This is a genomic window from Clostridium sp., from assembly GCF_050717635.1.
Classification (GTDB): Bacteria; Bacillota; Clostridia; order Clostridiales; family Clostridiaceae; genus Clostridium_AD.
In genome coordinates this window covers 62,700-85,374 of sequence record NZ_JBOITO010000010.1, presented here as the reverse complement: position 1 = coordinate 85,374, position 22,675 = coordinate 62,700, and the positions used below count along the sequence as shown (strand labels likewise).

Sequence of the window (22,675 nt, the reverse complement as noted above, 5' to 3'; positions counted from 1 at the left end):
ATAGGAGTATTAGAAGATTATAGATATGGTTAAGTGAGTAAGGATTCTAGGGATCCTCCGGATCTAAGGCAAGGAGGGAAGATATAGGATTGATTGAATATAAATGGAGGGAAAAATTATGAAATATTTTTTATATTATTATTTGGCTATTAATTTATTTGGCGTGTTTATAATGTATTCAGATAAGCAAAAGTCACGAAAAGGAAAATGGAGAACTCCGGAGAATACGCTTTTTGCTATAGCTTCTGCTTTTGGTGCTTTGGGCATTTTTATAGGAATGCGGATGTTTAGGCATAAAACAAAGCATAATAAGTTTGTCATAGGAATACCTTTAATACTGGTAGTTCAACTGTTTATATTTTTCAAATATATTTATAGTGGTTTATAAGTACCATAATTTATTTGGTTGTGTTTTTATAACACCTGGTATAGTCGAAATAAGTTTTATTATATATTGATAATATTTTACGCAAGGGGGAATTAAATTGTTACAGGTAAAAAATCTTACTAAAAAGTTTAAAAAATTTACAGCGGTGGATGGAGTTTCATTTGAAGTTAATAAGGGAGAAATATTAGGATTAATCGGAGAAAATGGTGCAGGAAAAACAACTATAATGAGAATGCTTGCAACTATGCTTAATGTAACATTTGGGGAAGGAAAAATTTCAGGTTATGATTTAGTAAAGGAACCAGAGAGTGTCAGGGGGGAAATTGGGATTTTATTTGGTGGAGAGGTCGGTCTATATGATAGGCTTACAGCAAGGGAAAATATAATGTATTTTGCGCAGTTAAATGGGATGAAGGATTACGATGCAAAAAAAAGTATTGAAGAACTCATAGTAGAACTTGAAATGAGCGAATTTATAGATAAAAGGGTAGGTAAATTTTCCAGGGGTATGAAGCAAAAGGTAGCAATTGCAAGAAGTATTGTCCATAAGCCTTCAGTTATGTTATTTGATGAGCCAAGCACTGGTCTTGATGTTTCTGCCACAAGACTTATTCAGGATTTTATATTTAAGTGTAAGTCCGAAGGTAAGGTTATAGTTTTTTCAAGTCACAGTATGGTAGAAGTGGAAAAACTTTGTGATAGAGTTGTAATAATTCATAAGGGAAAAGTCGTGGAATATGGAACAATAAGCGCGCTTAAGGCTAAATATAATAATGAAGAAATGGAAGATATTTTTGTTGAACTTATAGGGGGTTGTCATGAATAAATTAGTTAGAGTAATATTATTTAAAGAACTTAAGGACATGCTTAGAGATAAGAAGACAATAATAGTAAGTTTGCTACTTCCTCTTTTATTGCTGCCTGTACTTAGCTTTATTATGGGGAAAACTATGAATAGTGCTGAGGATTCTGTTGAGAAAAATATAAATATTGTAATGGTTGATAAGGGAAATAGTAGTCTTTCTAAGGTTTTAAAAGCAGATAAGACTATTAAATTTAGTACAGATGTTGATGGAGAAGTTGCAGTAAAGGATGGAAAAGCATTGCTTTACATAGAAATACCAAAGGATTTTGAAGAAAATATTTCCAGTGGCAATGGGTCAAATTTAAAAATTTTTTATGATAACACAAATCAAAAATCATCTATTGCACTTGGCAAGGTAAAGGAAAAAATAGATGCATTAAGTAAACAAATAGTTACAAATAGGTTAACGAAAAAAAATATTGATGTAAAAATATTAACACCTATAATAATTGTTGAAAAAAGCTTGCAAAAGGAAGAAAATGCACTAAGTCAAGTATTATTAGGTATGATGGTTCCTATGTTTGTACTCCTTTATAGTGCAACAGGAACCATTGCAGCGGCTACAGACATAGGGGCGGGTGAAAAGGAAAGAGGTACACTTGAGCCACTTTTAACAACAAAAGCTGGGAGACAGTACATATTAACAGGAAAGCTCTTTGCAATAACATTAATGGGATTTATAGTCTCGGTATGTTCAATGATTGGTCTTTTAATTTCAATGAAGATTCCTGGTGGAATGTTCGGAAATGGAAGTTCATTAGTGGGTCTAAGTTACAAATCAATTGCTTTGATTGGAGTAATAGCAATAATAACAACAATGTTTTTTGGGGCACTTGAACTAGCGGTAAGTATATATGCTCGTTCATTCAAGGAAGCTCAAACTTATTTGACACCATTTTCAATTGTTCCCATATTTGCCGCTTATGGAACAATGTTTATGGATGCAAAAAATATACCTTTCCTTTATTTTAATATACCATTATTAAGTGTAAGCTCAGTGGTAAAGGAGCTTACAAGTGGAATTTATAATTATGGACATATAGGAATAACAATAATATGGTCTATAATTTATACAATTTTGGCTATTATGCTAGCAAGACATATGTTTAATAAGGAAAGTGTAATATTTAGATCTTAATAAAATTAATATGGTAACAGCTAATAAGTATTATATTACTAGTTGTTACCATAATTTATAGCTTGAAATTTATAGCCTTTTTAGGGTACAATAAAGGTAAGATTATACAGATACATATTAAGAGGTGGTAATAGTATGGATGATAAGATGTTTGCACTAATGGAAAAGATGTATAGTGAGTTCTCTACTTTTAAAACCGACGTAACTACTAAGTTTAAAGGTATAAGACAGGATTTAAGTAGCGTAAAAGAAGATGTGAAAACCCTGAATGTTAAGGTTGATAAAAACACATTAGAGTTAGAGAGTATTAATAGTAAAATAGGAATACTTTCTGAAGTTCAACAGAATACGATGGTGCAAACTGAAAAGCAAATACAGATAGCTATAGCGCTTATTTGTGAAGATATAAGTGCGATTAAAGGTGCAGTAAAAAATATTTCAAATGATGTTATAGATGTAAGCGATAAGATTGAATATATTGGAATGAAAGAATTTAACAATGAACGTGATCTCTTCATGATGAAAAAGAGACTTGCTCAATAAGACTTAAACTTTTGAACCTGTGTATAACTATTCTGATAATATTAATAATTTTACATAAAAATTGGGCATATTATTGCTATATGGCTTGTTCGGTGTATAAATATAAAAAGTTATCCCCTTTTAGTGGATAACTTTTTGTGAATTGTGGATAAATTTTTAATTATCTGAATATAATGTATAGACATTGCGAGGTGATTCTATGTTAAAAGATTTAAAAGAACTTGTTACTAGAGCTATTGATGATGATATTACGGCTCTTGCAGCTCAGGTTACTTATTATTTATTGTTATCCTTTTTTCCTTTTCTACTTTTGCTACTCAGTATGATTGGATATAGCGATTTAAAGAGTGATGATGTACTAGTATATCTAAGTCAAATAATGCCACAAAGTTCTTTTGATTTAATTTATACTACTGTTATAGATGTGTTTGATTCAAAGACTGTGAATTTACTCTCAATAAGTTTGATAGGTTTAGTTTGGTCAGGGTCTAGCGGTTTTAGGGCTATTATAAAGGGACTCAATAAAGCTTATGATGAGAAAGAAACAAGGGCTTATTGGAGAACGTTACTTATATCTATATCCTTTATGATAGGACTTGCGCTGGTTATTATAGCGGCAGTAGCCTTAGTTGTATTTGGTCAGACTTTAGGTGGGATTTTTGTAGACAAATTTAATGTGTCTAGTAATTTTATATTAAATTGGGATATTATAAGGTACTTAGTGACGCTATGTGGGATGGTATTTATTTTTGCAGCGCTGTATCATTTTACTCCTTGTAGGCGACTTACCTGGAAAGAAGTAATGCCTGGAGCTACGTTTAGTACACTGGGGTGGTTAATTTCTTCGCTAGGCTTTGCATATTATGTGAATAATTTTAATAATTATTCTAGCGTGTATGGAGGTATAGGAGGAGTTATAGTACTTATGTTGTGGCTGTATATTACTTCTATCATAATCCTTTTAGGTGGTGAAATTAATGCGTTATTAGCCTTTGAGAGGGAAGGGAAACAGAGACCAAAGTGTAAAAAGTATTAAAAGTATTATTATTATGTTAATAAAAAATGAATTATAAAAACCCAAAGAAAATCAGAAGAAATCTTTCTGATTTTTTTTGCGTGTTATATAAAACTGTTTGTGAGTACACTAATATCAATGCTTATATTGTAATTTAGTAGTAGAGGCAAAATAAGGTTAAATATAATAAAAAAATATAAAATGGGATAAAGTAGCCAGGTTTACATAGCAAATGATACAAGCGTTATAAAAAATTAACAACCGTTTTTTATAATTACTGTATACTTGTTCATAGTAAAGCAAGTTTTTATTTAATCAAATTAACAATAAAATGAAAAATTATCTTGGCTAATGATATTGCACAACGTTAAAACGAAAAGAATGTAGAAAAATAGCATATTAAATTAAAAAGATTAGAATGAAGAAGCAAAAAAAACAATTTACATAAGAAAAGGAGATATTTATATGAAAGTTAGAAAAGCAATTATACCAGCAGCAGGACTGGGAACAAGGTTTTTACCTGCAACAAAGGCACTACCTAAAGAAATGTTACCTATAGTTGATAAGCCTACAATGCAATATATTATAGAGGAAGCAGTGGAGTCAGGTATAGAGGAAATATTAATTATTACAGGAAGAAATAAAAAGTCTATTGAGGATCACTTTGATAAATCAGTAGAACTTGAGTTAGAACTTGAGAATAAAAATAAGGACAATCTACTTAAACAAGTTAAAGATATTTCAAATATGGTAAATATACATTTTATAAGACAAAAGGAACCCAAAGGACTTGGTCACGCTATTAATTGTGCAAGGGCTTTTGTAGGTAATGAGCCTTTTGCTGTAATGCTGGGCGATGATATAGTTGATGCTAAGCTACCATGTTTAAAGCAACTTATGGATTGTTTCGATGAAAAACAATCTACTATTGTAGGGGTTCAACAAGTAGATAATGAAAATGTAGATAAGTATGGAATAGTTGATGGAGTTCAAATTAGTGAGAGAGTATATAAGGTGAATAACTTGGTTGAAAAACCAAGGGTAGAGTTAGCACCTTCGAATATAGCTATACTTGGTAGGTATATAATAACTCCCGATATATTTGATATATTGGATGATACGAAGCCTGGAAAGGGTAACGAAATCCAATTAACTGATGCGCTAAAGACATTAATTTCGAAGCAAAACATGTATGCATATGTATTTGAAGGAAGAAGATATGACGTAGGTGATAAATTAGGATTTTTAGAAGCAACGGTAGAGTTTGCTTTAAAAAGAGATGATTTAAAAGTTCCATTTATGCAGTATCTCCAGACTTTAAAAAATAATGAAAACTTTACTGAGCTATATGAAGAAGTAATAAGAGGTAACTTATAGTAATGAAAACTATATAATTCACTAAAGAGGAGCGATATAGATGGAAGAGTCAGAATATAATTCAACAGTTACAAAGGTAAAGATGAATTGTGATTATAAGAAAAGTGTAGGATATTTTATATTTAAAAGGATAATTGATTTTATAGGAGCTTTAGCCGGGCTAATATTAATAAGTCCAGTGATGATTATTGTTGCTATTTGGATAAAGATAGATTCAAAGGGACCTGTTTTTTTCGCTCAAGATAGAGTTGGGCGAGATGGAAAGAAATTTGTAATGTACAAATTCAGGTCAATGTGTACGCAAGCAGAAGATCTTCTAGATAAGCTTGAAGATGACAATGAAATGGCAGGACCTATGTTTAAAATGAAAGAAGATCCTAGAATAACAAAGGTTGGTAAGTTCGCACGTAAGACAAGCATAGATGAACTGCCACAACTGTTTAATATTTTAAAAGGGGAGATGTCTTTAGTTGGACCAAGACCAAGTTTACCTAAAGAAGTAGTTCAGTTTACACCATTTCAAAAACAAAGATTGGTTGCAAAACCGGGTTTAACTTGTTATTGGCAGGTAAATGGAAGAAGTGATGTTACTTTTAAAGAGTGGATGAAAATGGATGTTGAATACATAGTAGATAGAAGTACACTTCTAGATATAATTCTTATATTTAAGACGGTAGGAGTACTGTTTGGAGATAAGGGAGCAATGTAATAAAAACAATATGGAGGAAGATAGTTATGAAAGGTATTATATTAGCTGGAGGTTCAGGTACGCGGCTTTATCCAGTTACAAAAGCACAATCAAAACAAATGGTACCCATATATGACAAGCCTATGATCTATTATCCTATGTCAGTTTTGATGCTAGCTGGGATAAGAGAGATATTAATAATTTCAACGTCAAGAGATTTGCCAGGGTTTAAGGAGTTATTTGAGGATGGCAGTGAATTAGGCCTTAAGATAGAATACGCTGTGCAAGAGGAACCAAATGGACTGGCTGAGGCCTTCATAATAGGAGAGAAGTTCATTGGTGATGATAAGGTGGCTATGATACTTGGAGATAATTTATTTTGGGGACAAAGCTTTACGAAAAGTCTTAGCAGTGCTGCGAGTCTTGAAGAAGGTGCTGTAATTTTTGGATATCATGTTAAAAATCCGAAGTCCTTTGGAGTTGTGGAGTTTGATAATGCAGGAAATGTACTTTCACTAGAAGAAAAACCTGAAGATCCAAAGTCGGAATATGCTATACCAGGATTATACTTTTATGATAATACTGTTGTAGAAAAAGTTAAGAATTTAAAGCCGTCAAAACGTGGAGAGCTTGAAATTACCGATTTAAATAGAATTTACATGGAAGAGGCAAAGCTTAAGGTGAATCTACTTGGTAGAGGGCTTGCTTGGCTGGATACAGGAACTCACGCTTCTATGCTAAAGGCTTCTAACTTTGTAGAAGCGGTGCAGAATACTCAAGGCACATATATAGCCTGTCTTGAAGAAATTTCCTACAGAAGTGGTTGGATAACTAAGAATAAACTTGAAGAATTAGCAGAACCACTTTTAAAAACTGGATATGGAACTTATTTAATGGATATCGCTATGGAATATAAAAAAGTAAATAGTGTAGCACAAAAGGAAGTAATTGCTACAGTGGATTTATAAGTCGGTTAGTTGTTAACCGTCCCCCGGTTATCTTAGGGTAAAAGGCGATTAGTTGTTAACCGTCCCCAAGGTTTTGCCCAAGGGTTTAAGCGAATTAGTTGTTAACCGTCCCCCGGTTATCGCTAAGGTTAAAAAGCAATTAGTTGTTAACCGTCCCCAAGAAATTAACCGTCCCAGTTAAAAAGATAGATAAGATAGGAGAGAAGTTTAATGAATAACCCCTTAATTTCAATTATAGTACCAATTTACAAAGTAGAGACGTATATTCGTAAATGCGTTGAAAGTATAACAGAGCAGACATATGAAAATATTGAAATTATCCTTGTTGATGATGGATCTCCTGATAATTGTGGAATTATTTGCGAGGAATATGCGTTAAAGGATAAAAGGATAAAAGTAATACATAAAGAAAATGGAGGATTAAGTTCTGCAAGAAATGTTGGACTTGGTGTTTCTAGCGGTGAGTATATAGGATTTATTGATAGTGATGACTTTATTGAAAGTGATATGTATGAGTCGCTTTATGATGCTCTAATAGAACATAGTGCTGATATTTCAGTTTGTGGTAGATATATAGTTCAGGGTAACAGAATAACAAGTATTTCGGATACTGAAATTCCACAGGTTTTCACAAGACGTGAAGCATTAGCAGAATTAGTTCTTGATGAGTATAGTGGCATGAAGAATTTTGCATGGGATAAGCTTTATAAAAGTGAACTATTTGATAATGTTAGATACCCAGAAGGAAAGTGCTTTGAAGATATATTTACTACATATAAGTTGTTTGCAATGTGTAATAAAATTGTGGATATAAAAAGTCCTAAATATTATTATCTCCTTAGAGAAGATAGTATTTGTGGAACAAATTCGCCAAGGAAAAGATATGACTATTATCATGCTAATATGGAGTGTTTAGAATATATAAAAAGAACACAACCATTGCTGGAAGACATGTGTGATAGGCAATTATTTAATAGATTACAATTTTGTTTAAATGATATTTTGCTATTAGATTATAAGAAAGATGATTATACAATTGAAATAAAGGATATTTTAAATAAGCTAAAAGAGAGTTATTTAAGTTTGAAAAATAATGATCAAATGGGATTTAAACAAAAGATGTCACTTATGTATATTGCTAAACATCCTGATTTATATTCTTCTGTTTATCCTAGTTATAAGTCAATTAAGATAAAAGCTTTACAACTTTTAAAACCAATTATCCCCCAAAGAGTTGCGAATAAAATAAAATATCATAGTTACCTTGAAAAGGGATGTAAAGAGACGAAACATTTATATGAAGTAGATAAAGATAAAAACACTATTTTCCTTATAGGAACACCGCACCATGGTAATTTGGGAGATCAAGCTATTGTATATGCAGAAAACAAGATACTAGAGGATAATTTCAAGAATTATAGGATTATAGAAATAACTACCACAGACATAACTAGTCATTTAAAAAACTTAAAAGCTAACCTTAAAAAAGGTGATGTTTTTGCATTACACGGTGGTGGAAACTTAGGAAATGAATATTTCTGGGAAGAAGAAGTTAGGCGTAAAATTATTACTGACTTTAGTGACAATAAGATTATTTTATTCCCACAGTCAATTTATTTTAGTGACACTGAAAATGGGAAAAGTGAACTTGAGAAAACTAAAATGATTTACAGTAAGCATCAAGATTTAACGTTGGTGGCAAGAGAAGAAACATCATATAACGTAATGAAAGAGGCTTTTCCAAATAACAATGTAATTTTAACACCAGATATAGTAATGTATTTAGATAAAACGGAGCCGAAATCCGAGAGAAGTGGTGCTCTATTAAGCCTCAGGCGTGATAGAGAAGGCGTTTTAAAAGTAGAAGAAAAAGATAAAATTAGAGATATGGCCCAAAATAATTTTAAAAATATAATTATTACAGATACATTAGCCCAGTGTATTAGTAGTGAAAATGAAGTTTTAGAATATATGGTGAGTGCAAATCAAAGAGAAAGTGAACTAAATAAAAAATGGAATCAATTTAAAACTGCACGAGTAGTTATTACTGATAGATTACATGGAATGGTATTTTGTGCAATTACGTCTACACCTTGTATTGTGATAGCAAATTATAATCATAAAGTTAAAGACACTTACCAGTGGCTTAAAAACTTAAATTACATTAAATTTGTGGATGACATAGAAGAGATACCAGCACTAATAGAAGAACTTAAAAATATAGAAATAGAAGCATATGATAATTCATTTGCTCTGAAAAGTTATGAGAAAATAATAGAAGTAATTAGAAAATAAAAGAAGTAATGAAATCGAGGTGATCGCAAGATTTGAAGAATGGAATGAGAAAAGCTGTAGTTATTACCTATATTACTATAATATTAGGTAATTTGATTTCATTATTTTATACACCATTTATGCTAACCAAATTGGGAAAAGCGGATTATGGATTGTTTTCACTAGTAAATTCAATAGTAGCATATATTTATCTTTTGGATATGGGCTTCGGGAATGCTGTTATTAGATATAATTCGAAATATATGGTAGAAAAAAATGAGGATGGAAGAAAAAAAATAAATGGAATGTTTTTAACACTTTATTTAATTTTAAGTGCCATATCAGTTTTAATAGGTATAATAGTTTACTTTAATATGGGTAAGATCATGAGTAAAAGTTTAACACTAGATGAAATTATTAAAACAAAACAAATGTTTATGGTGGCTACACTGAATATTGCACTATCATTTCCACTGAGTATATTTAATTCAGTCATCACAGCTCATGAAAAATTTGTGTATATAAAAACCATCAACCTAATTAGAACAATATTAAATCCGGTTATTATGGTATGCGTATTATTCTTTGGATATAGAGCTTTTGGAATGGTACTGGGATCAACTGTTTTTAATATCCTGCTGGGTCTAATGAACGTAATATACTGCTTTAAAATACTTAAGCTAAAAATAAAATTTGCAGGGTTTGATAAAGAGCTATTCAAAGAGATATTCAAGTATTCATTTTTCGTGTTTTTAAGTGCAATAGCATATCAAATATATTGGAATACAGATCAAATGATACTAGCCGTGTTTGTTGGTTCAGCACCTATTGCCATATATGCAGTTGCAACACAATTTAATACGTACTTTTTATCGCTATCTAATGTATTATCTAGTATGTTTCTGCCAAAACTCACAAAAATGGTTACGGTTGAGGAAAATAAAACAGAACTACTGAAACTTTTAACAAAAGTAGGTAGAGTTCAATATTTTATATGTAGCTATATTTTTGTAGGTTTTGTCTTAGTAGGCAAACAGTTTATTACAAGGTGGGTAGGCGATTCATATTCCTACACTTATATAATAGCTATCGTGCTTATGTTTCCGCAAATTTTTTCTATTATACAATCTCTTTTTGCTACAATGCTAGAAGCGATGAACAAACATAAGATTAAAGCATACATATACCTTGGTATTGCAGTATTCAATGTAGGATTATCAATAATACTAGTGCAAAAATATCAAGGGCTTGGGTGTGCAATTGCCACAGCAATCGGCATGATTATAAATGCTATTGCAAATAATATATACTATAAGCATTTTATAAAACTAGATATAAAATACTTTTGGATACAGATATCAAAGCTGGTAATTCCAAGTTTAATTACATTTGTTATAGGATACTTTGCACTGGGTATTTTTAGTCTGACATCTTATGTTTCTATATTGATGTTTGGTACTCTATTTACAATAATTTATTTTATTGTATTTTGGGTATTAGGTTTTAATAAATATGAGAAGAAAATTTTCGAAACTGTGCTTAAAAAAGCGAGAATTAAGTAACAAATTCAAAAAAACGAGGTGTTTTAATGAACCCTAATAGACAACCATTGGTGTCTGTAATTATGAGTGTATATAATGAAGAAATAGTTTGGTTAAGACAGTCAATAGAATCAATCTTAAATCAAAGTTACACAAATCTAGAATTTATTATTATTTTGGACAACCCAGGTAATAATATATTACATGACGTAATTAAAGATTATTGCAAAAACGATGATAGAATAATATATTTCAAGAATGAAAAAAATATTGGCTTAGTAAAAAGTCTTAATGCCTCCCTATCCCATGCACAAGGGGAGTTTATAGCAAGGATGGATGCAGACGATATATCACTTCCAGACAGAATTGCAAAACAGTTGAATTATCTTAATTGTCATCCTCATGTAGATTTTGTAGGCGCTAGATGCATTAATATTGATGAAGAGGGCGCTTTCTTATATAGAGATGCTATGATGCCTGAGGATATGAAGCTTATAGAGAGCTGCCTTACGAACGTAGATTTCATTAATCACCCAACCTGGCTTTTTAAAAAGGAATGTTCGGATAAGAATGAAGGCTATAGAGAAATTACTTGTGCAGAGGATTATGACTTTTTATTAAGACTTATAACGAATGGTTTTGTGCTGGCGAGTACTAATGAGTTCTTAGTTAAATATAGAATTAGAAAAAGCGGAATTTCCAAAAGTAATTCACTTCAACAACTTTTATATTCTAAGCAGGTTGTTAAGATGTATAACGACAGATTAAAGTATGGATTTGAAAAACAGTCAGTAGAGGATTTAAAGGATATTAAAATTCCTGTTAATGAAGAAAGAAAATATAGTTTAGCACTAGAAACACTCACTAAGTCTAAAAACTACAAGAAAAAAAATGAAGTACATAGAATTCATTTAATCCTTAAAAGTTATGTTAGTTCAAAATACCTGCGAATTTTGCTTACAGATATCACCTATTATAAATTCAAGAAGTTATTGCACCTAAAAACTTCAAGGGACTAGATTAAAAGATGATAAATAAGGAGGAATGGTTAATTGAATAAAGTAGATGTCAGTATAATAATACCTGTTTATAATGTACAGGAATACTTATCTGAGTGTTTAGATAGTGTTATAAATCAAACTATTAAAAACAAAGAAATTATTATAGTTAATGATGGTTCTACAGATAACTGCTCCAAAATTCTTACAGAATATAAAATGAAATTCCCTGAACTAATTATCATAAACCAGAAAAATAGAGGTATTAGTGAAACTAGAAATGCTGGACTAAATGCTGCAACAGGAGAATATATAGCATTTGTTGATTCTGATGACTTTATTGAAAAATGTATGTTTGAGAGAATGTATAACGCAGCTAAAAGAGAGAAATCCGATGTAGTTATGTGCAACTACATATTGTATAACGAAGCATCCCATGAACAAAATACTGGTAAGTATGTAATAGAAGGAAACTCTGAAGAGGGATATATAAATAGAACTAAATCTCTTGAAATGTTTTTAATTAATGATATAAAGGGTTATGTATGGAATAAGCTATTTAAAAGGGAACTTTTTATAGACAACAAAATCCTGTTTCCTGATTTTAAAGTATGTGAAGATACACCTGTAGTTTTCTTGCTACTTGCACATTCAAAGAAAATCTTTTCAATGAAAGAGCCACTATATTATTACAGGCAAAGAGAAGCTTCACTTACAAAAATATACTCTATAAAATCCATGGAGGATATGTTAAAAGGGTGTTATATCATGAGAGATTATATTAAAAAGGATGAAGTCCACTATGAAATATTAAGACCTTATTATAGAGTGTATTTGATAAAAACGCTATGGGCAATACATAATAAATATTTCATACAGTCTTGTGAGACTGGAGATAAAAGTAATTATTCTGAGTTTAGAAAAATAGTTGCAAGTGAAGTACATAATTTAAAAATATGCGAAATATTAGGTAATAGTAAGCTTAAAGTTAACGATAAAGTAAATGCAACACTTATAAAGACGAAAACTTATGGGCTTATATTTTCTATATTATACAAGCTCAGAAATATAGTGAAATATCGCAGGATAAATAGCTTGAAAGATGATAAATAAGGAGAGGTTTTATGCCGCAGATAAGTATTATAGTTCCAATTTTTAATGGAGCAAAGTATATAAATAACTGCATAGAGATGATAATAAATCAAACATTTAAAGACTTTGAACTTCTAATAATAGATGATGGATCTACTGATAATAGTAAAAAAATGTGCAAGGAATATGCAGAAATAGATAGTAGGATAAAAGTTATTAGTAAAACAAATGGAGGAACCTGGGCTGCAAGAAATAGAGGTATAGATGAATCCATAGGTAAATACATAATATTTTTTGATTGTGATGACTGGTATGAGGACAATTTGCTTTCTGAAATGTATAAGTGCATTGAGATAAACAATGTTGATTTAGTTATAGCAGGACAAACAAATGTTACTGTAGATAAAAATGGAAAAACAATAAGAAGGAAAGTAGTGTTACCACAAAGTCATACTTTTCACACAAGTGATGAAATTTTAAAAAACTATATAATACTCAGGAAAGAAGAAATAGGAGATACGCTTTGGAACAAGATTTACAGTGCAGAAATTATAAAGAAGAACAATTTAAAATTTGAGAATTACAAACGTGGAGAGGATTGCATTTTCAACACTAACTATTATGAAGTTATAGATAAATGCACAATACTTGGCAGTGCACATTATAGTTACAGAATTGAGAATTCAAATCCAGTATGGTTAAAGTATTCAGAAAATTATTTAAATATGGTTTTAGAAGAAAATAATACCATTATAAGTAAGCTTGAGAAGTGGGGTAAATACGACAATGAAGCCATAGAATATCAATCAACTCATTTTATTTATCGTATAATTGAATATTTCTTTGGGGTAGTTTCTTCTAAAAATTTAAATTTTGAGAATAAACGTGAAACTGCATTTAACATAATATCTGATGAAAATGTGAAATTGAATTTAAAAGTCTCTAATGTAAACGGAAAATTTAATAAGACGATTATTAAATTAATGAAATCAAAAAAAATTGTATTAATACTAATTTTAGTAAGAATTAAATTAATATATAATAATATAAAAGATGTGAGGTATTAAGATGAACAGTGATAATAATGTAGACTATAAAGAGTTTATTAACGTTATAAAAAGAGGAAAATGGACAATACTGCTGATAACAATTTTACTAACCCTTTTAGCAACTTCAATTAGCTATTATTCAATGAAAACCTCGAAAGCAACTTATGAAACAAAAACGAGCCTTATAATAGGTAAAAAAGAAGATATAGGTAGTGCAAAAAAAACAATTAATACTTATGAGAAAATCGCAAGCTCAATCACCATTTCAAAGAATATTAGTGCATCGCTAAAGGATTCAATACCTTTAGAAGAAATTCAAAAGAGTTATGAAATTACTGTAGCAGATGATGCGCCAATACTTACAATTACAGCTAGTGGAGAAACACAAAAAAAATCTGATGAAATAGCTAAAGCAGTTAGTACAGCTTTCGGAAGAGAAGTTGTGAGAATTTATCCTACAGAGACAATAAAAATTATGGAGAATTCAGTCCAAAATGGTATTCAAAATAGTACATTTAAAGTAAAGAATGTAGTACTTGCAGCTTTACTTGGACTATTTCTTTCAACATTTATTGTGACTTTTATAGGATTTTTCGATGAAAAAGTTAGGACTAAAGAGGATGTAGAGAAATACTTAAAACTTGAAGTTATCGGAAAGTTGCCAAATAGAAAAAGAAAAGATATTTAGATAGGAGAGATATACGATGAATAAAAGAAAAAATGCAGAGTATCTAAAATTAGATACAATTAATGCTACAGCGTTTAATGAATTGAAAGCAAATATTCAATTTCTAAGCGTTGATAAACCAAATAAAGTTATTATGATATCCTCTGCAGAGAAAAATGATGGTAGGACTACTACGTCATCATATCTATCATTAGCATTTGCAAAGAGTGGGAAAAAAACTTTACTTGTTGATTGTGATATAAGAAATTCAAATATACATAATATGTTTGATTTAAACAATGACGATAGTGGCTTAGTAAACTTTTTATCAGGAGATATTAAATTTGAAGAATCATTAAAAGCTACAAAACAGGAAAATTTATCTATAGTAACTGCAGGGGGCACAGAAGCAAACTATGCGGAACTTCTTGTTTCAGTAAAGTTTAATGAATTTATCGAAAAGGCAAAAGAAGAATTTGATTATATCATTCTTGATACTTCGCCACTTACCCAGGGTGCTGATGCCCAGGCTATAGCAAAGTATGCAGATGCCTCAGTACTTGTAATTAAAGATGGACAAACAGAAAGAAAAATTGCCATCAAAGCTAAAAATATATTGGAAAAGGCTAACTCCAATATTGTAGGAGTATTTTTGAATAAAACAAACTAGAGGTGTTGTACAAATGAAAAATGTATTTATTATAGGATCTAAAGGAATACCATCAAATTATGGTGGGTTTGAGACTTTTGTAGATAAGTTAACTCTTTATAAAAAAAGTGTGGATATCATGTATCATGTATCTTGCTTAAATGTTAAAAAGGAAGAGATTAACTATAATAATGCAAGATGCTTTAACGTTAAAGTGAAAGAGGTAGGAAGTGCTATAGCAATACTGTACGATCTTAAGGCGCTAGGTAAGTCTATAAAATATATCAAAGAACATAATTTGAAAAATTCTGTTATTCTTATTCTTGCTTGTCGCATTGGACCTTTCTTAAATTTTTATAATAAAAAGCTAAAAGATCTAGGAATAAAACTTTACATAAATCCAGATGGACATGAATGGAAAAGAAGTAAATGGAGTGCACCAATAAGAGCTTATTGGAAGCTTTCGGAGAAACTTATGGTTAAACATTCAGATTTACAAGTGTGTGATTCCATCGGTATGCAGGAATACATAGAAACTGAGTATAAGAGTTATAATCCAACCACTACATATATAGCTTATGGAGCAGAACTTGAAAAATCAACCATAAATAGAAATGATGATGTAATAGTGGACTGGCTGAAGAAGTTCGGAGTAAAAAGAAAAGAATACTACTTGATAGTTGGAAGGTTTGTACCTGAGAACAATTATGAAACTATGATAAGAGAATTTATGAAGTCTGATGTGGATAAGGACCTAGTTATAATTACAAATGTGAAGAAGAATAAATTTTATGAAGCTCTACTTTTGGAAACTCAGTTTACAAATGATAAGAGAATAAAATTTGTAGGAACTGTATATGATAATGAACTTCTAAAGAAGATAAGACAAGGGGCCTTCGCATATATCCATGGACATTCTGTAGGAGGAACAAATCCTTCACTACTAGAAGCTATGTCAAGTACTGATATTAATCTATTATTAAATGTTAAATTTAATACGGAAGTTGGAAACCATGGAGCACTATATTTTAATAAAAAAGAGGATAATTTAGCAAACTTAATAAATAAAACTGAAGAATTAAAAGAAGAAGAAATTGCATCATTAGCTGAGACATCTACAAATATTATTGCGGATTTTTATTCTTGGGACAAGATTGTTAATGATTATGAAGAACTTTTTCATAAATAATGGAGGTGTATTACAATTAAGATATTACATTATTCTCTCGGACTACCTCCTTTTAGGACGGGGGGACTCACTAAATATTCTGTAGATCTTATGAAAAGACAAGTAGAAAATGGCGATGAAGTGTCCTTATTATATCCAGGCCATTTTACGTTTAATAAGAAATTACGGATTAATAAGAATAAATCATTTAAGGGGACGGAGGTTTATGAAATACTAAATCCTATTTCTATCCCGCTTTTAAGTGGAATACCAAGGCCGGGAAAATACTTGAAGGCTGTAGATGAGAATATTTATATTGATTTTTTAAAGTGTTTAGATGTAGAAATCATACATATTCACACATTAATGGGACTAAATAAAGAGCTAATCACAGCGTCAAAACAGTTAAACATAAAAACCATATTCACATCTCATGATTATTTTGGTATATGTCCTAAAGTCAATCTTATTGATTTGCAAGGGGAAATATGTACTGATTATGACAACGGAAAAAACTGTATAGCTTGCAACGCAAATGGATACAGTAGGTGGCTAGTTACTTTAATGCAGTCAAAGACTTATAGAAACTTAAAAAACAGTAGAATTATAAAGAAATTAAGAGCGTATAAGCAGAAATTAATTATAAAGAAAAATAAGAATTTAACTGAATCAGAGCAGGTAAAAGAAAAAAGTAATAATGAAAATAGCGATCAGTATGCGTCTCAATATGTTAATCTAAGGGATTACTACATAGATATCTTGAATAATATTGATTTTATTCATTACAACAGCACTGTTTCAAAACAAGCATATGAGAAATATATTGATAATGAAAATAGCCGAGTTCTTAATATTACTCATTCAAATATACGGGATAATAGAATACATAAGAGTAGTAATAGTAATGAACCGTTAAAAATAACCTATATCGGATCAATAGAAAAATACAAAGGACTATATTTTTTGTTGGACGTACTTGAAAAGTTACTTGAAAATAATAACAATAATTTTAAATTAAACATTTACGGCAAAAATGTAAATATAAATAGGTCTAAATCCAAGGAAAAAGTAAATATAAAGGGTACTTATGTTTACTCTGAGCTAGAGGATATATTTAAAAATACAGATGTACTTATTGTACCAAGTATTTGGTATGAGACATTTGGATACATAGCCCTAGAGGCATTTTCTTATGGGGTGCCCGTAATTGTAACTAATCTTGTAGGGTTTAAGGATATGATTAATCCTGGCGTTACTGGCATCATAATCAAAGCAAGTGAAGAGGAATTGTATGATAATTTACAAACTATAATAGAAGATAGAGAAAAACTATCATATATTAATCAAAATATAATGGAGTTAAAAAGTATTTATACAATGAAAGAACATACTGCCGATATAATGAAATTGTATAAAGGAAGGGGTAATAGGTAAATGGAAATATTAATGGCGCTACTATACGTATTTCATCAGGTATTTGCCAATTTACCTTTTGTCTCAAAAACACTAACTGGCAATTTGGATTTATTTTATGCCTTAGGTATGTTTGGGATCATTTTTGTTATATTTAAAAGAAAAAGAGATATTTCACTGTTAATAATATGCGCACTGCCTATTGCAATTTATGGCATCCTTCAAGGACTCATTATACAAGATTTAAATATGCAAAAGCTTTTCGTTAATATTTCTAAGATTACTATATGTATTTCCCTTATGATACTATCAATAAGGAAAATACATGATTTCAAAATTAAAAAATTCATAGATTATGTTTGTAGAATATACATAATATGTACTCCAATAGCACTAATATTTTCAAAGAACGATTATTTATGGAGACTCAATGATACTATAAATAAGTATAGTCTTTTAAGGCTTAACTTGTTTTATGTAGAGCCTAGTGAACTGGGCTTTCATTTAGCACTTATAATTATTACGCTAATGTATTTAATTATTAGTGAAAAAGATAGCAAGGTAAACCGTAAATACATAATCTATCTAATAAACTGCACAATTTTACTTGTATTATCTCAGGCTTACGGTGCTTCAGTAATACTCCTTGGAACAATTTTTATAGTATCGACTGTAGTACTACTAGCTAAAATTAATTATAAGAACATTTTAGTTGGATATGGGGTAACAATAATTTTTACTATAACAATAATATTATTTATTGCTACTAAATCATCAATTTATATGAGAACAGTTGATACAATAGATGGAAGTGATTCATCAAATAGTTATAGGGTAAATGTTACTGAGGAATTTACAAGAGCCGCTGTAGCTAATACGGATGGGATTGGAGTTGGACTTGGCAATCTGAATACAGATAGGACAAGGAAAATCTTCATGTCAACTGGAATGACAGCAGTAGTTGCAGCATCATTTCCATACTTTATTGCAGAAGGTGGAGTGTTTGCCATACTATATTCGGTTTTGTTACTTTTCTTTTTGATAGTCAATGTGATTTTCAAGAGAAACATGCTGCTTACAAGTCTTCTGATATTTATGATTTTATACCAAATCTATGGAGGGTATTTCACAAATCCAGTAAACTGGATTGTTTATGGGTTAATATTAAGTAGATGGACGCCTGAGAAGATTCAAGAGGAAAATAATATAGACGTAAGAAAAGGGATAATTTAAAAAGTTATCCCTTTTCTTGCATCTATATTCTAAAGTTAGATTTACTTATTTTAATAATTAAAAGTTATTTTTTGTGGATTTTTCACATACTTATGGGTATACTGTATATATAAGAAGTATTACAAGTAGAATATACTATGCAGTAACTGACTATAAATTATTGGAGGTTCATTATGTTGATTGAATTTAGTATAGAAAATTATATGTCTATAAAAGATAGGGTAACTTTAAGTATGGTGGCATCAAAAGATGCATCTCATGAAAACAATCTTATAAAAAATGCAGATAAGGGCGTAAATATTTTAAATACAGCTGTAATTTATGGTGCAAATGCTTCTGGTAAAACAACCGTATTAAGTGGTATAGGATTTTTAGCTAAACTTTTAACTATGTCTCATGAAATGCAAAAAGGAAGAAAAATACCTGTAAAACCATTTAAACTTGATAGGGCGTGGATTGATAAGCCTAGTAGTTTTGAAATTGTTTTTAAAACACAAGGTGTAAAGTATGCCTATGGCTTTTCAGCCACTGAAGATAAAGTTATTGACGAATATCTTTACTACTATCCAAAGGGAAGACAAAGTATAATTTTTGAAAGAGAAAATACTACTGAATATAAATTTACAAGTGATGTAGATTTACAAACTCAAATAAAAAACAAATTTGATTCATCAAATAAACTATATCTTTCCACTGCAAGTTTATGGGAATATAAAAATGCCCAAATTCCTTTTGAGTGGATAGATAATAATTTGCAATTCATTTTTTATCATGAAAGATTAGAAAAACTCACTACTGATATGATGAAAGAAAGTGAAATTATTAACAAAAGAGTTAAATCATTAATTAAAAAAGCAGTAAACGATATAGAGGATATAACTTTTATAGAAATTGAACTAAATAAAAAAGATAACCCCCTACTAAAATATTTAAATGAAGAAGCAAAATCAAAACTTTTAAGCAATAATGATAATAAACTTTTAAGCGTTAATACTGCTCATAAAATGAATAATTCTGATGAGTTGGTTGAATTTGATTTAGCAGAGGAATCTGAGGGGACACAAAAGCTTTTTGGACTTTTAGGACCTTGGATTGATGTTTTAGAAAGAGGAAGCACTCTCATTGTAGATGAGCTTGATATAAGATTGCATACTCACTTGACAAGGTTTTTAGTTGGACTTTTTCAAGATCCTGAGATTAATAAAAAGAATGCTCAACTTATTTTTTCAACCCATGATACCAATCTATTAGATCAAGATCTTTTTAGAAGAGATCAAATATGGTTTACAGAAAAGAAAGAAGATAAGAGTACTGATTTATATTCCTTAGATGATTTTACTGTAAGAAAAGATGCCGCCATTGAGAAAGGATATCTACAAGGGAAATATGGTGCAATTCCTTATATGAAGGGTGATTGTCTATGGGAGTAAAAAGAACTATTGGGGACTTATCTAGAGATAAAAGACGAAAACGTAAGGTTCACCCTACTATTTTAATAGTATCTGAAGGAAAGGATACCGAAGTTAATTATTTTAAAGAATTTAATCTTAAATATGTTAATGTTGATATAAAGATTGCAGATAAAAATTCTGCTGGCAAAAATAAAAGTAGAAAGACCGATCCTTCTCATTTGGTAGATAAAGCAATTGATTATATAGAGCATAAATATGATATAAACGAAGATGATGGTGACAGCGTTTGGTGTTTAATTGATGTAGATTTAAACTATAATAACCCGAATTCTATGAATCAGAGGGTAGCGGAATTAGAAAGAGCTTACACAAAAACAAAAGACTATGAGAAAGAAAGGAAAAAAAATATAAATTTAGGTATATCAAATCCTTGCTTTGAGGTTTGGTATTTACTTCATTACATTTATACAACTGCTAACTTGAGAAATTATGATACAGTAAAAAATAAACTAGTGAGAGAAACACCTCTTAAAGATTACGAAAAAAACAAATGCATCAATAGCCTTCTTCATGATAAAATAGCGCAGGCAATTAGTAATTCAATTAGACTTAAATCTTATCACGAAAGCCTAGGAAGAACATTGATGAATTTTAAAGAAAGTTCATCTATATTTAATGTAAAAGATATTATAGAAGCCAATCCATATACAAATGTATGGGAACTTATAAAATATATCGAAGATCTTAATCAGATTCATTCATAATAATTATAGCCGTTTTGTGTTCCATTACTACCAGTAGCCTATCGGCTAAAAGACTTTTTATTCACCCATGGTCATTTTAGCATACTCATGAAGTCCATCTTTGTAACCGCTTATTGTATTACCATCTATTTTGTTATGTTGGCTTTTATTAGAGGTGGAATAGATACCACTCTTAGCTATAGTTCCCTTAGTTGAACTAATTTTATTTGATTTTATTGTTATATATTGAGGTTGAGATTTTCCATTTGAGTCAAGTAATATTCCGTTACCCTCCTGCACTGTATCCTTATTTTTTTTACCGTTTGTGTTTTGCACTGTGTTATTTGTTATAGTGCATTTATAACTTCCGGCGGTTATTTCAATGCCGTTGGTTTGTGCAGATAATACCTTGTTTGAAGAAACATTGGTCCCTTTTGTATCATAAAGAGTTATTGCTCCTAGATTACCAATGCCAGCAAGAGATTCTTCAACTGTATTGTCTTTAACAATATTATCATCAGATTCCCACACTTCTATTTGATTAAATCTGTTATTTTTGCAGGTGTTGCCAATAAGAGAATTACCATAGGTAACCTTATCTTCACCTCCATAAATTGTAGCACCTTCTTGGCCATTGCCTTCTGCGTGATTATTGCTTGCAACGGAATCTGTTGTACCTTTTCCAGTGGTTGAATTGTAAGCGAATATTACACCTTGTCCACCGCTGTTTTTTAGGACATTGTTTGTTACTTTAATTTTAGTTCCATTTAAACTGTAAACATGACCACTTATTTGTTCTTTTTTGTACCCAGCGAAAACTTCAGGGTTATCAAATTTATTTTTATCGATTGTAATATTGGAGGAATCATTGTCTATTAAAATTCCATATTTACGTATATCGTAGAAATATGAATTAGTAACCGAGGAATCACTTACCTGTGATAAATTAATTGCTGCAAAATCAATTTTATTTGTGAATTTGCAATTGTCTACCACAAGTCCGCTCTTTTTAGTAACACTTAGAGCAGTACCACAATTTTGAAAGTCTATTCCACTAAAACTGTTAGAATTACCTACAGCAAATAGTGTGTTTTTGCCTGTGCCTTTGATTGTAACATCATTTTTAGCAGTTAATACTATTCCGTCTTTAAGTTTTACAGTGTTTGAGAACTTATACTTACCAGCGGGGATGGTTATTGTACTTCCAGTAGTAGAAGCATCTATCATTTTTTGGAGTTCTGCAGAAGTATCGGTAGCTCCAGTTATGTCTAAAGAGTATTTTTTTATGTTCGCATCAACTACATCAAGTTTACTTTGTTTTGTAGTTGTATCACTTTGCTTATTAATAACTACAAAAGCTGCTATTATAATTGATAGTGCGATTATTATAATAACAACTATTTTATTTTTTAGAAAATTCATATATTTCTCCTTTTATTTTCGTATTAGTAAAT

21 protein-coding genes are annotated in these 22,675 nt (G+C 30.3%); 20 read left to right on the top strand and 1 reads right to left on the bottom strand.

Going from position 1 to position 22,675, the window contains the following annotated elements:
• The first annotated feature begins 118 nt into the window (after nucleotides 1-118).
• The 20 genes from ACREWB_RS05070 (at nucleotide 119) to ACREWB_RS04975 (ending at nucleotide 21,242) form a co-directional block, all read left to right on the top strand.
• Nucleotides 119-388, top strand: a complete 270-nt coding sequence (locus ACREWB_RS05070; RefSeq protein WP_431546403.1) for a DUF1294 domain-containing protein — start codon at nucleotides 119-121, stop codon at nucleotides 386-388.
• Nucleotides 389-485: 97 nt separating this feature from the next.
• On the top strand, nucleotides 486-1,214 hold the full coding sequence (locus tag ACREWB_RS05065; RefSeq protein ID WP_431546402.1) for an ABC transporter ATP-binding protein: 729 nt from the start codon (nucleotides 486-488) through the stop codon (nucleotides 1,212-1,214).
• The gene (locus ACREWB_RS05060; RefSeq protein ID WP_431546401.1) at nucleotides 1,207-2,391 is read left to right on the top strand and encodes an ABC transporter permease; all 1,185 of its coding nucleotides are present in this window, start codon (nucleotides 1,207-1,209) and stop codon (nucleotides 2,389-2,391) included. Before ACREWB_RS05065 ends, ACREWB_RS05060 begins: the two co-directional genes overlap by 8 nt.
• 135 nt (nucleotides 2,392-2,526) lie before the next feature.
• On the top strand, nucleotides 2,527-2,934 hold the full coding sequence (locus ACREWB_RS05055; RefSeq protein ID WP_431546400.1) for a hypothetical protein: 408 nt from the start codon (nucleotides 2,527-2,529) through the stop codon (nucleotides 2,932-2,934).
• Nucleotides 2,935-3,133: 199 nt separating this feature from the next.
• Nucleotides 3,134-3,970: a YihY/virulence factor BrkB family protein gene (locus ACREWB_RS05050; RefSeq protein WP_431546399.1), complete on the top strand. Its 837-nt coding sequence runs from the start codon at nucleotides 3,134-3,136 to the stop codon at nucleotides 3,968-3,970.
• 444 nt (nucleotides 3,971-4,414) lie between these two features.
• Nucleotides 4,415-5,326: a UTP--glucose-1-phosphate uridylyltransferase GalU gene (gene galU / locus ACREWB_RS05045; protein ID WP_431546398.1), complete on the top strand. Its 912-nt coding sequence runs from the start codon at nucleotides 4,415-4,417 to the stop codon at nucleotides 5,324-5,326.
• 40 nt (nucleotides 5,327-5,366) lie between these two features.
• Nucleotides 5,367-6,035 (top strand): sugar transferase, encoded by a 669-nt coding sequence (locus ACREWB_RS05040; protein WP_431546397.1) that lies wholly within the window; start codon nucleotides 5,367-5,369, stop codon nucleotides 6,033-6,035.
• A 26-nt stretch (nucleotides 6,036-6,061) separates the two neighbouring features.
• Nucleotides 6,062-6,982, top strand: a complete 921-nt coding sequence (gene rfbA, locus ACREWB_RS05035; protein WP_431546396.1) for a glucose-1-phosphate thymidylyltransferase RfbA — start codon at nucleotides 6,062-6,064, stop codon at nucleotides 6,980-6,982.
• A 210-nt stretch (nucleotides 6,983-7,192) separates the two neighbouring features.
• Nucleotides 7,193-9,277, top strand: a complete 2,085-nt coding sequence (locus tag ACREWB_RS05030; RefSeq protein WP_431546395.1) for a glycosyltransferase — start codon at nucleotides 7,193-7,195, stop codon at nucleotides 9,275-9,277.
• A 32-nt stretch (nucleotides 9,278-9,309) separates the two neighbouring features.
• Nucleotides 9,310-10,818 (top strand): oligosaccharide flippase family protein, encoded by a 1,509-nt coding sequence (locus tag ACREWB_RS05025; protein WP_431546394.1) that lies wholly within the window; start codon nucleotides 9,310-9,312, stop codon nucleotides 10,816-10,818.
• 26 nt (nucleotides 10,819-10,844) lie between these two features.
• The gene (locus ACREWB_RS05020) at nucleotides 10,845-11,816 is read left to right on the top strand and encodes a glycosyltransferase (protein ID WP_431546393.1); all 972 of its coding nucleotides are present in this window, start codon (nucleotides 10,845-10,847) and stop codon (nucleotides 11,814-11,816) included.
• Between the two features lie 33 nt (nucleotides 11,817-11,849).
• Nucleotides 11,850-12,908, top strand: a complete 1,059-nt coding sequence (locus ACREWB_RS05015) for a glycosyltransferase family 2 protein (RefSeq protein ID WP_431546392.1) — start codon at nucleotides 11,850-11,852, stop codon at nucleotides 12,906-12,908.
• Between the two features lie 11 nt (nucleotides 12,909-12,919).
• Nucleotides 12,920-13,954, top strand: coding sequence for a glycosyltransferase family 2 protein (locus ACREWB_RS05010; protein ID WP_431546391.1), 1,035 nt, complete (start codon nucleotides 12,920-12,922; stop codon nucleotides 13,952-13,954).
• Between the two features lies 1 nt (nucleotide 13,955).
• Nucleotides 13,956-14,624 carry a YveK family protein gene (locus ACREWB_RS05005; protein WP_431546390.1) on the top strand — a complete coding sequence of 223 codons (669 nt, stop codon included), beginning with the start codon at nucleotides 13,956-13,958 and terminating at the stop codon, nucleotides 14,622-14,624.
• Between the two features lie 16 nt (nucleotides 14,625-14,640).
• Nucleotides 14,641-15,273: a CpsD/CapB family tyrosine-protein kinase gene (locus ACREWB_RS05000; protein WP_431546389.1), complete on the top strand. Its 633-nt coding sequence runs from the start codon at nucleotides 14,641-14,643 to the stop codon at nucleotides 15,271-15,273.
• Between the two features lie 13 nt (nucleotides 15,274-15,286).
• Nucleotides 15,287-16,441: a beta 1-4 rhamnosyltransferase Cps2T gene (cps2T, locus tag ACREWB_RS04995; RefSeq protein WP_431546388.1), complete on the top strand. Its 1,155-nt coding sequence runs from the start codon at nucleotides 15,287-15,289 to the stop codon at nucleotides 16,439-16,441.
• A 90-nt stretch (nucleotides 16,442-16,531) separates the two neighbouring features.
• The gene (locus ACREWB_RS04990; protein WP_431546387.1) at nucleotides 16,532-17,854 is read left to right on the top strand and encodes a glycosyltransferase; all 1,323 of its coding nucleotides are present in this window, start codon (nucleotides 16,532-16,534) and stop codon (nucleotides 17,852-17,854) included.
• Complete coding sequence (locus ACREWB_RS04985) at nucleotides 17,855-19,066, top strand: hypothetical protein (protein ID WP_431546386.1); 1,212 nt, start codon at nucleotides 17,855-17,857, stop codon at nucleotides 19,064-19,066.
• Nucleotides 19,067-19,239: 173 nt separating this feature from the next.
• Nucleotides 19,240-20,496 carry an AAA family ATPase gene (locus tag ACREWB_RS04980; protein ID WP_431546385.1) on the top strand — a complete coding sequence of 419 codons (1,257 nt, stop codon included), beginning with the start codon at nucleotides 19,240-19,242 and terminating at the stop codon, nucleotides 20,494-20,496.
• Complete coding sequence (locus tag ACREWB_RS04975) at nucleotides 20,487-21,242, top strand: RloB family protein (RefSeq protein ID WP_431546384.1); 756 nt, start codon at nucleotides 20,487-20,489, stop codon at nucleotides 21,240-21,242. Before ACREWB_RS04980 ends, ACREWB_RS04975 begins: the two co-directional genes overlap by 10 nt.
• Nucleotides 21,243-21,299: 57 nt before the next feature.
• On the opposite strand, the gene ACREWB_RS04970 is transcribed toward ACREWB_RS04975, so the two are convergent.
• Entirely contained in the window at nucleotides 21,300-22,643 is a 1,344-nt protein-coding gene (locus ACREWB_RS04970) for a right-handed parallel beta-helix repeat-containing protein (protein ID WP_431546383.1), read from the bottom strand.
• Between the last annotated feature and the right edge of the window lie 32 nt (nucleotides 22,644-22,675).

Bases quoted from the DNA above. Each gene is read 5' to 3' on its own strand.
- ACREWB_RS05070 (WP_431546403.1), top strand. From the start codon at position 119: ATGAAATATTTTTTATATTATTATTTGGCTATTAATTTATTTGGCGTG.
- ACREWB_RS05060 (WP_431546401.1), top strand. From the start codon at position 1,207: ATGAATAAATTAGTTAGAGTAATATTATTTAAAGAACTTAAGGACATG.
- ACREWB_RS05055 (WP_431546400.1), top strand. From the start codon at position 2,527: ATGGATGATAAGATGTTTGCACTAATGGAAAAGATGTATAGTGAGTTC.
- ACREWB_RS05050 (WP_431546399.1), top strand. From the start codon at position 3,134: ATGTTAAAAGATTTAAAAGAACTTGTTACTAGAGCTATTGATGATGAT.
- galU (WP_431546398.1), top strand. From the start codon at position 4,415: ATGAAAGTTAGAAAAGCAATTATACCAGCAGCAGGACTGGGAACAAGG.
- ACREWB_RS05040 (WP_431546397.1), top strand. From the start codon at position 5,367: ATGGAAGAGTCAGAATATAATTCAACAGTTACAAAGGTAAAGATGAAT.
- rfbA (WP_431546396.1), top strand. From the start codon at position 6,062: ATGAAAGGTATTATATTAGCTGGAGGTTCAGGTACGCGGCTTTATCCA.
- ACREWB_RS05030 (WP_431546395.1), top strand. From the start codon at position 7,193: ATGAATAACCCCTTAATTTCAATTATAGTACCAATTTACAAAGTAGAG.
- ACREWB_RS05020 (WP_431546393.1), top strand. From the start codon at position 10,845: ATGAACCCTAATAGACAACCATTGGTGTCTGTAATTATGAGTGTATAT.
- ACREWB_RS05010 (WP_431546391.1), top strand. From the start codon at position 12,920: ATGCCGCAGATAAGTATTATAGTTCCAATTTTTAATGGAGCAAAGTAT.
- ACREWB_RS05005 (WP_431546390.1), top strand. From the start codon at position 13,956: ATGAACAGTGATAATAATGTAGACTATAAAGAGTTTATTAACGTTATA.
- ACREWB_RS05000 (WP_431546389.1), top strand. From the start codon at position 14,641: ATGAATAAAAGAAAAAATGCAGAGTATCTAAAATTAGATACAATTAAT.
- cps2T (WP_431546388.1), top strand. From the start codon at position 15,287: ATGAAAAATGTATTTATTATAGGATCTAAAGGAATACCATCAAATTAT.
- ACREWB_RS04990 (WP_431546387.1), top strand. From the start codon at position 16,532: ATGAAAAGACAAGTAGAAAATGGCGATGAAGTGTCCTTATTATATCCA.
- ACREWB_RS04985 (WP_431546386.1), top strand. From the start codon at position 17,855: ATGGAAATATTAATGGCGCTACTATACGTATTTCATCAGGTATTTGCC.
- ACREWB_RS04980 (WP_431546385.1), top strand. From the start codon at position 19,240: ATGTTGATTGAATTTAGTATAGAAAATTATATGTCTATAAAAGATAGG.
- ACREWB_RS04975 (WP_431546384.1), top strand. From the start codon at position 20,487: ATGGGAGTAAAAAGAACTATTGGGGACTTATCTAGAGATAAAAGACGA.
- ACREWB_RS04970 (WP_431546383.1), bottom strand. From the start codon at position 22,643: ATGAATTTTCTAAAAAATAAAATAGTTGTTATTATAATAATCGCACTA.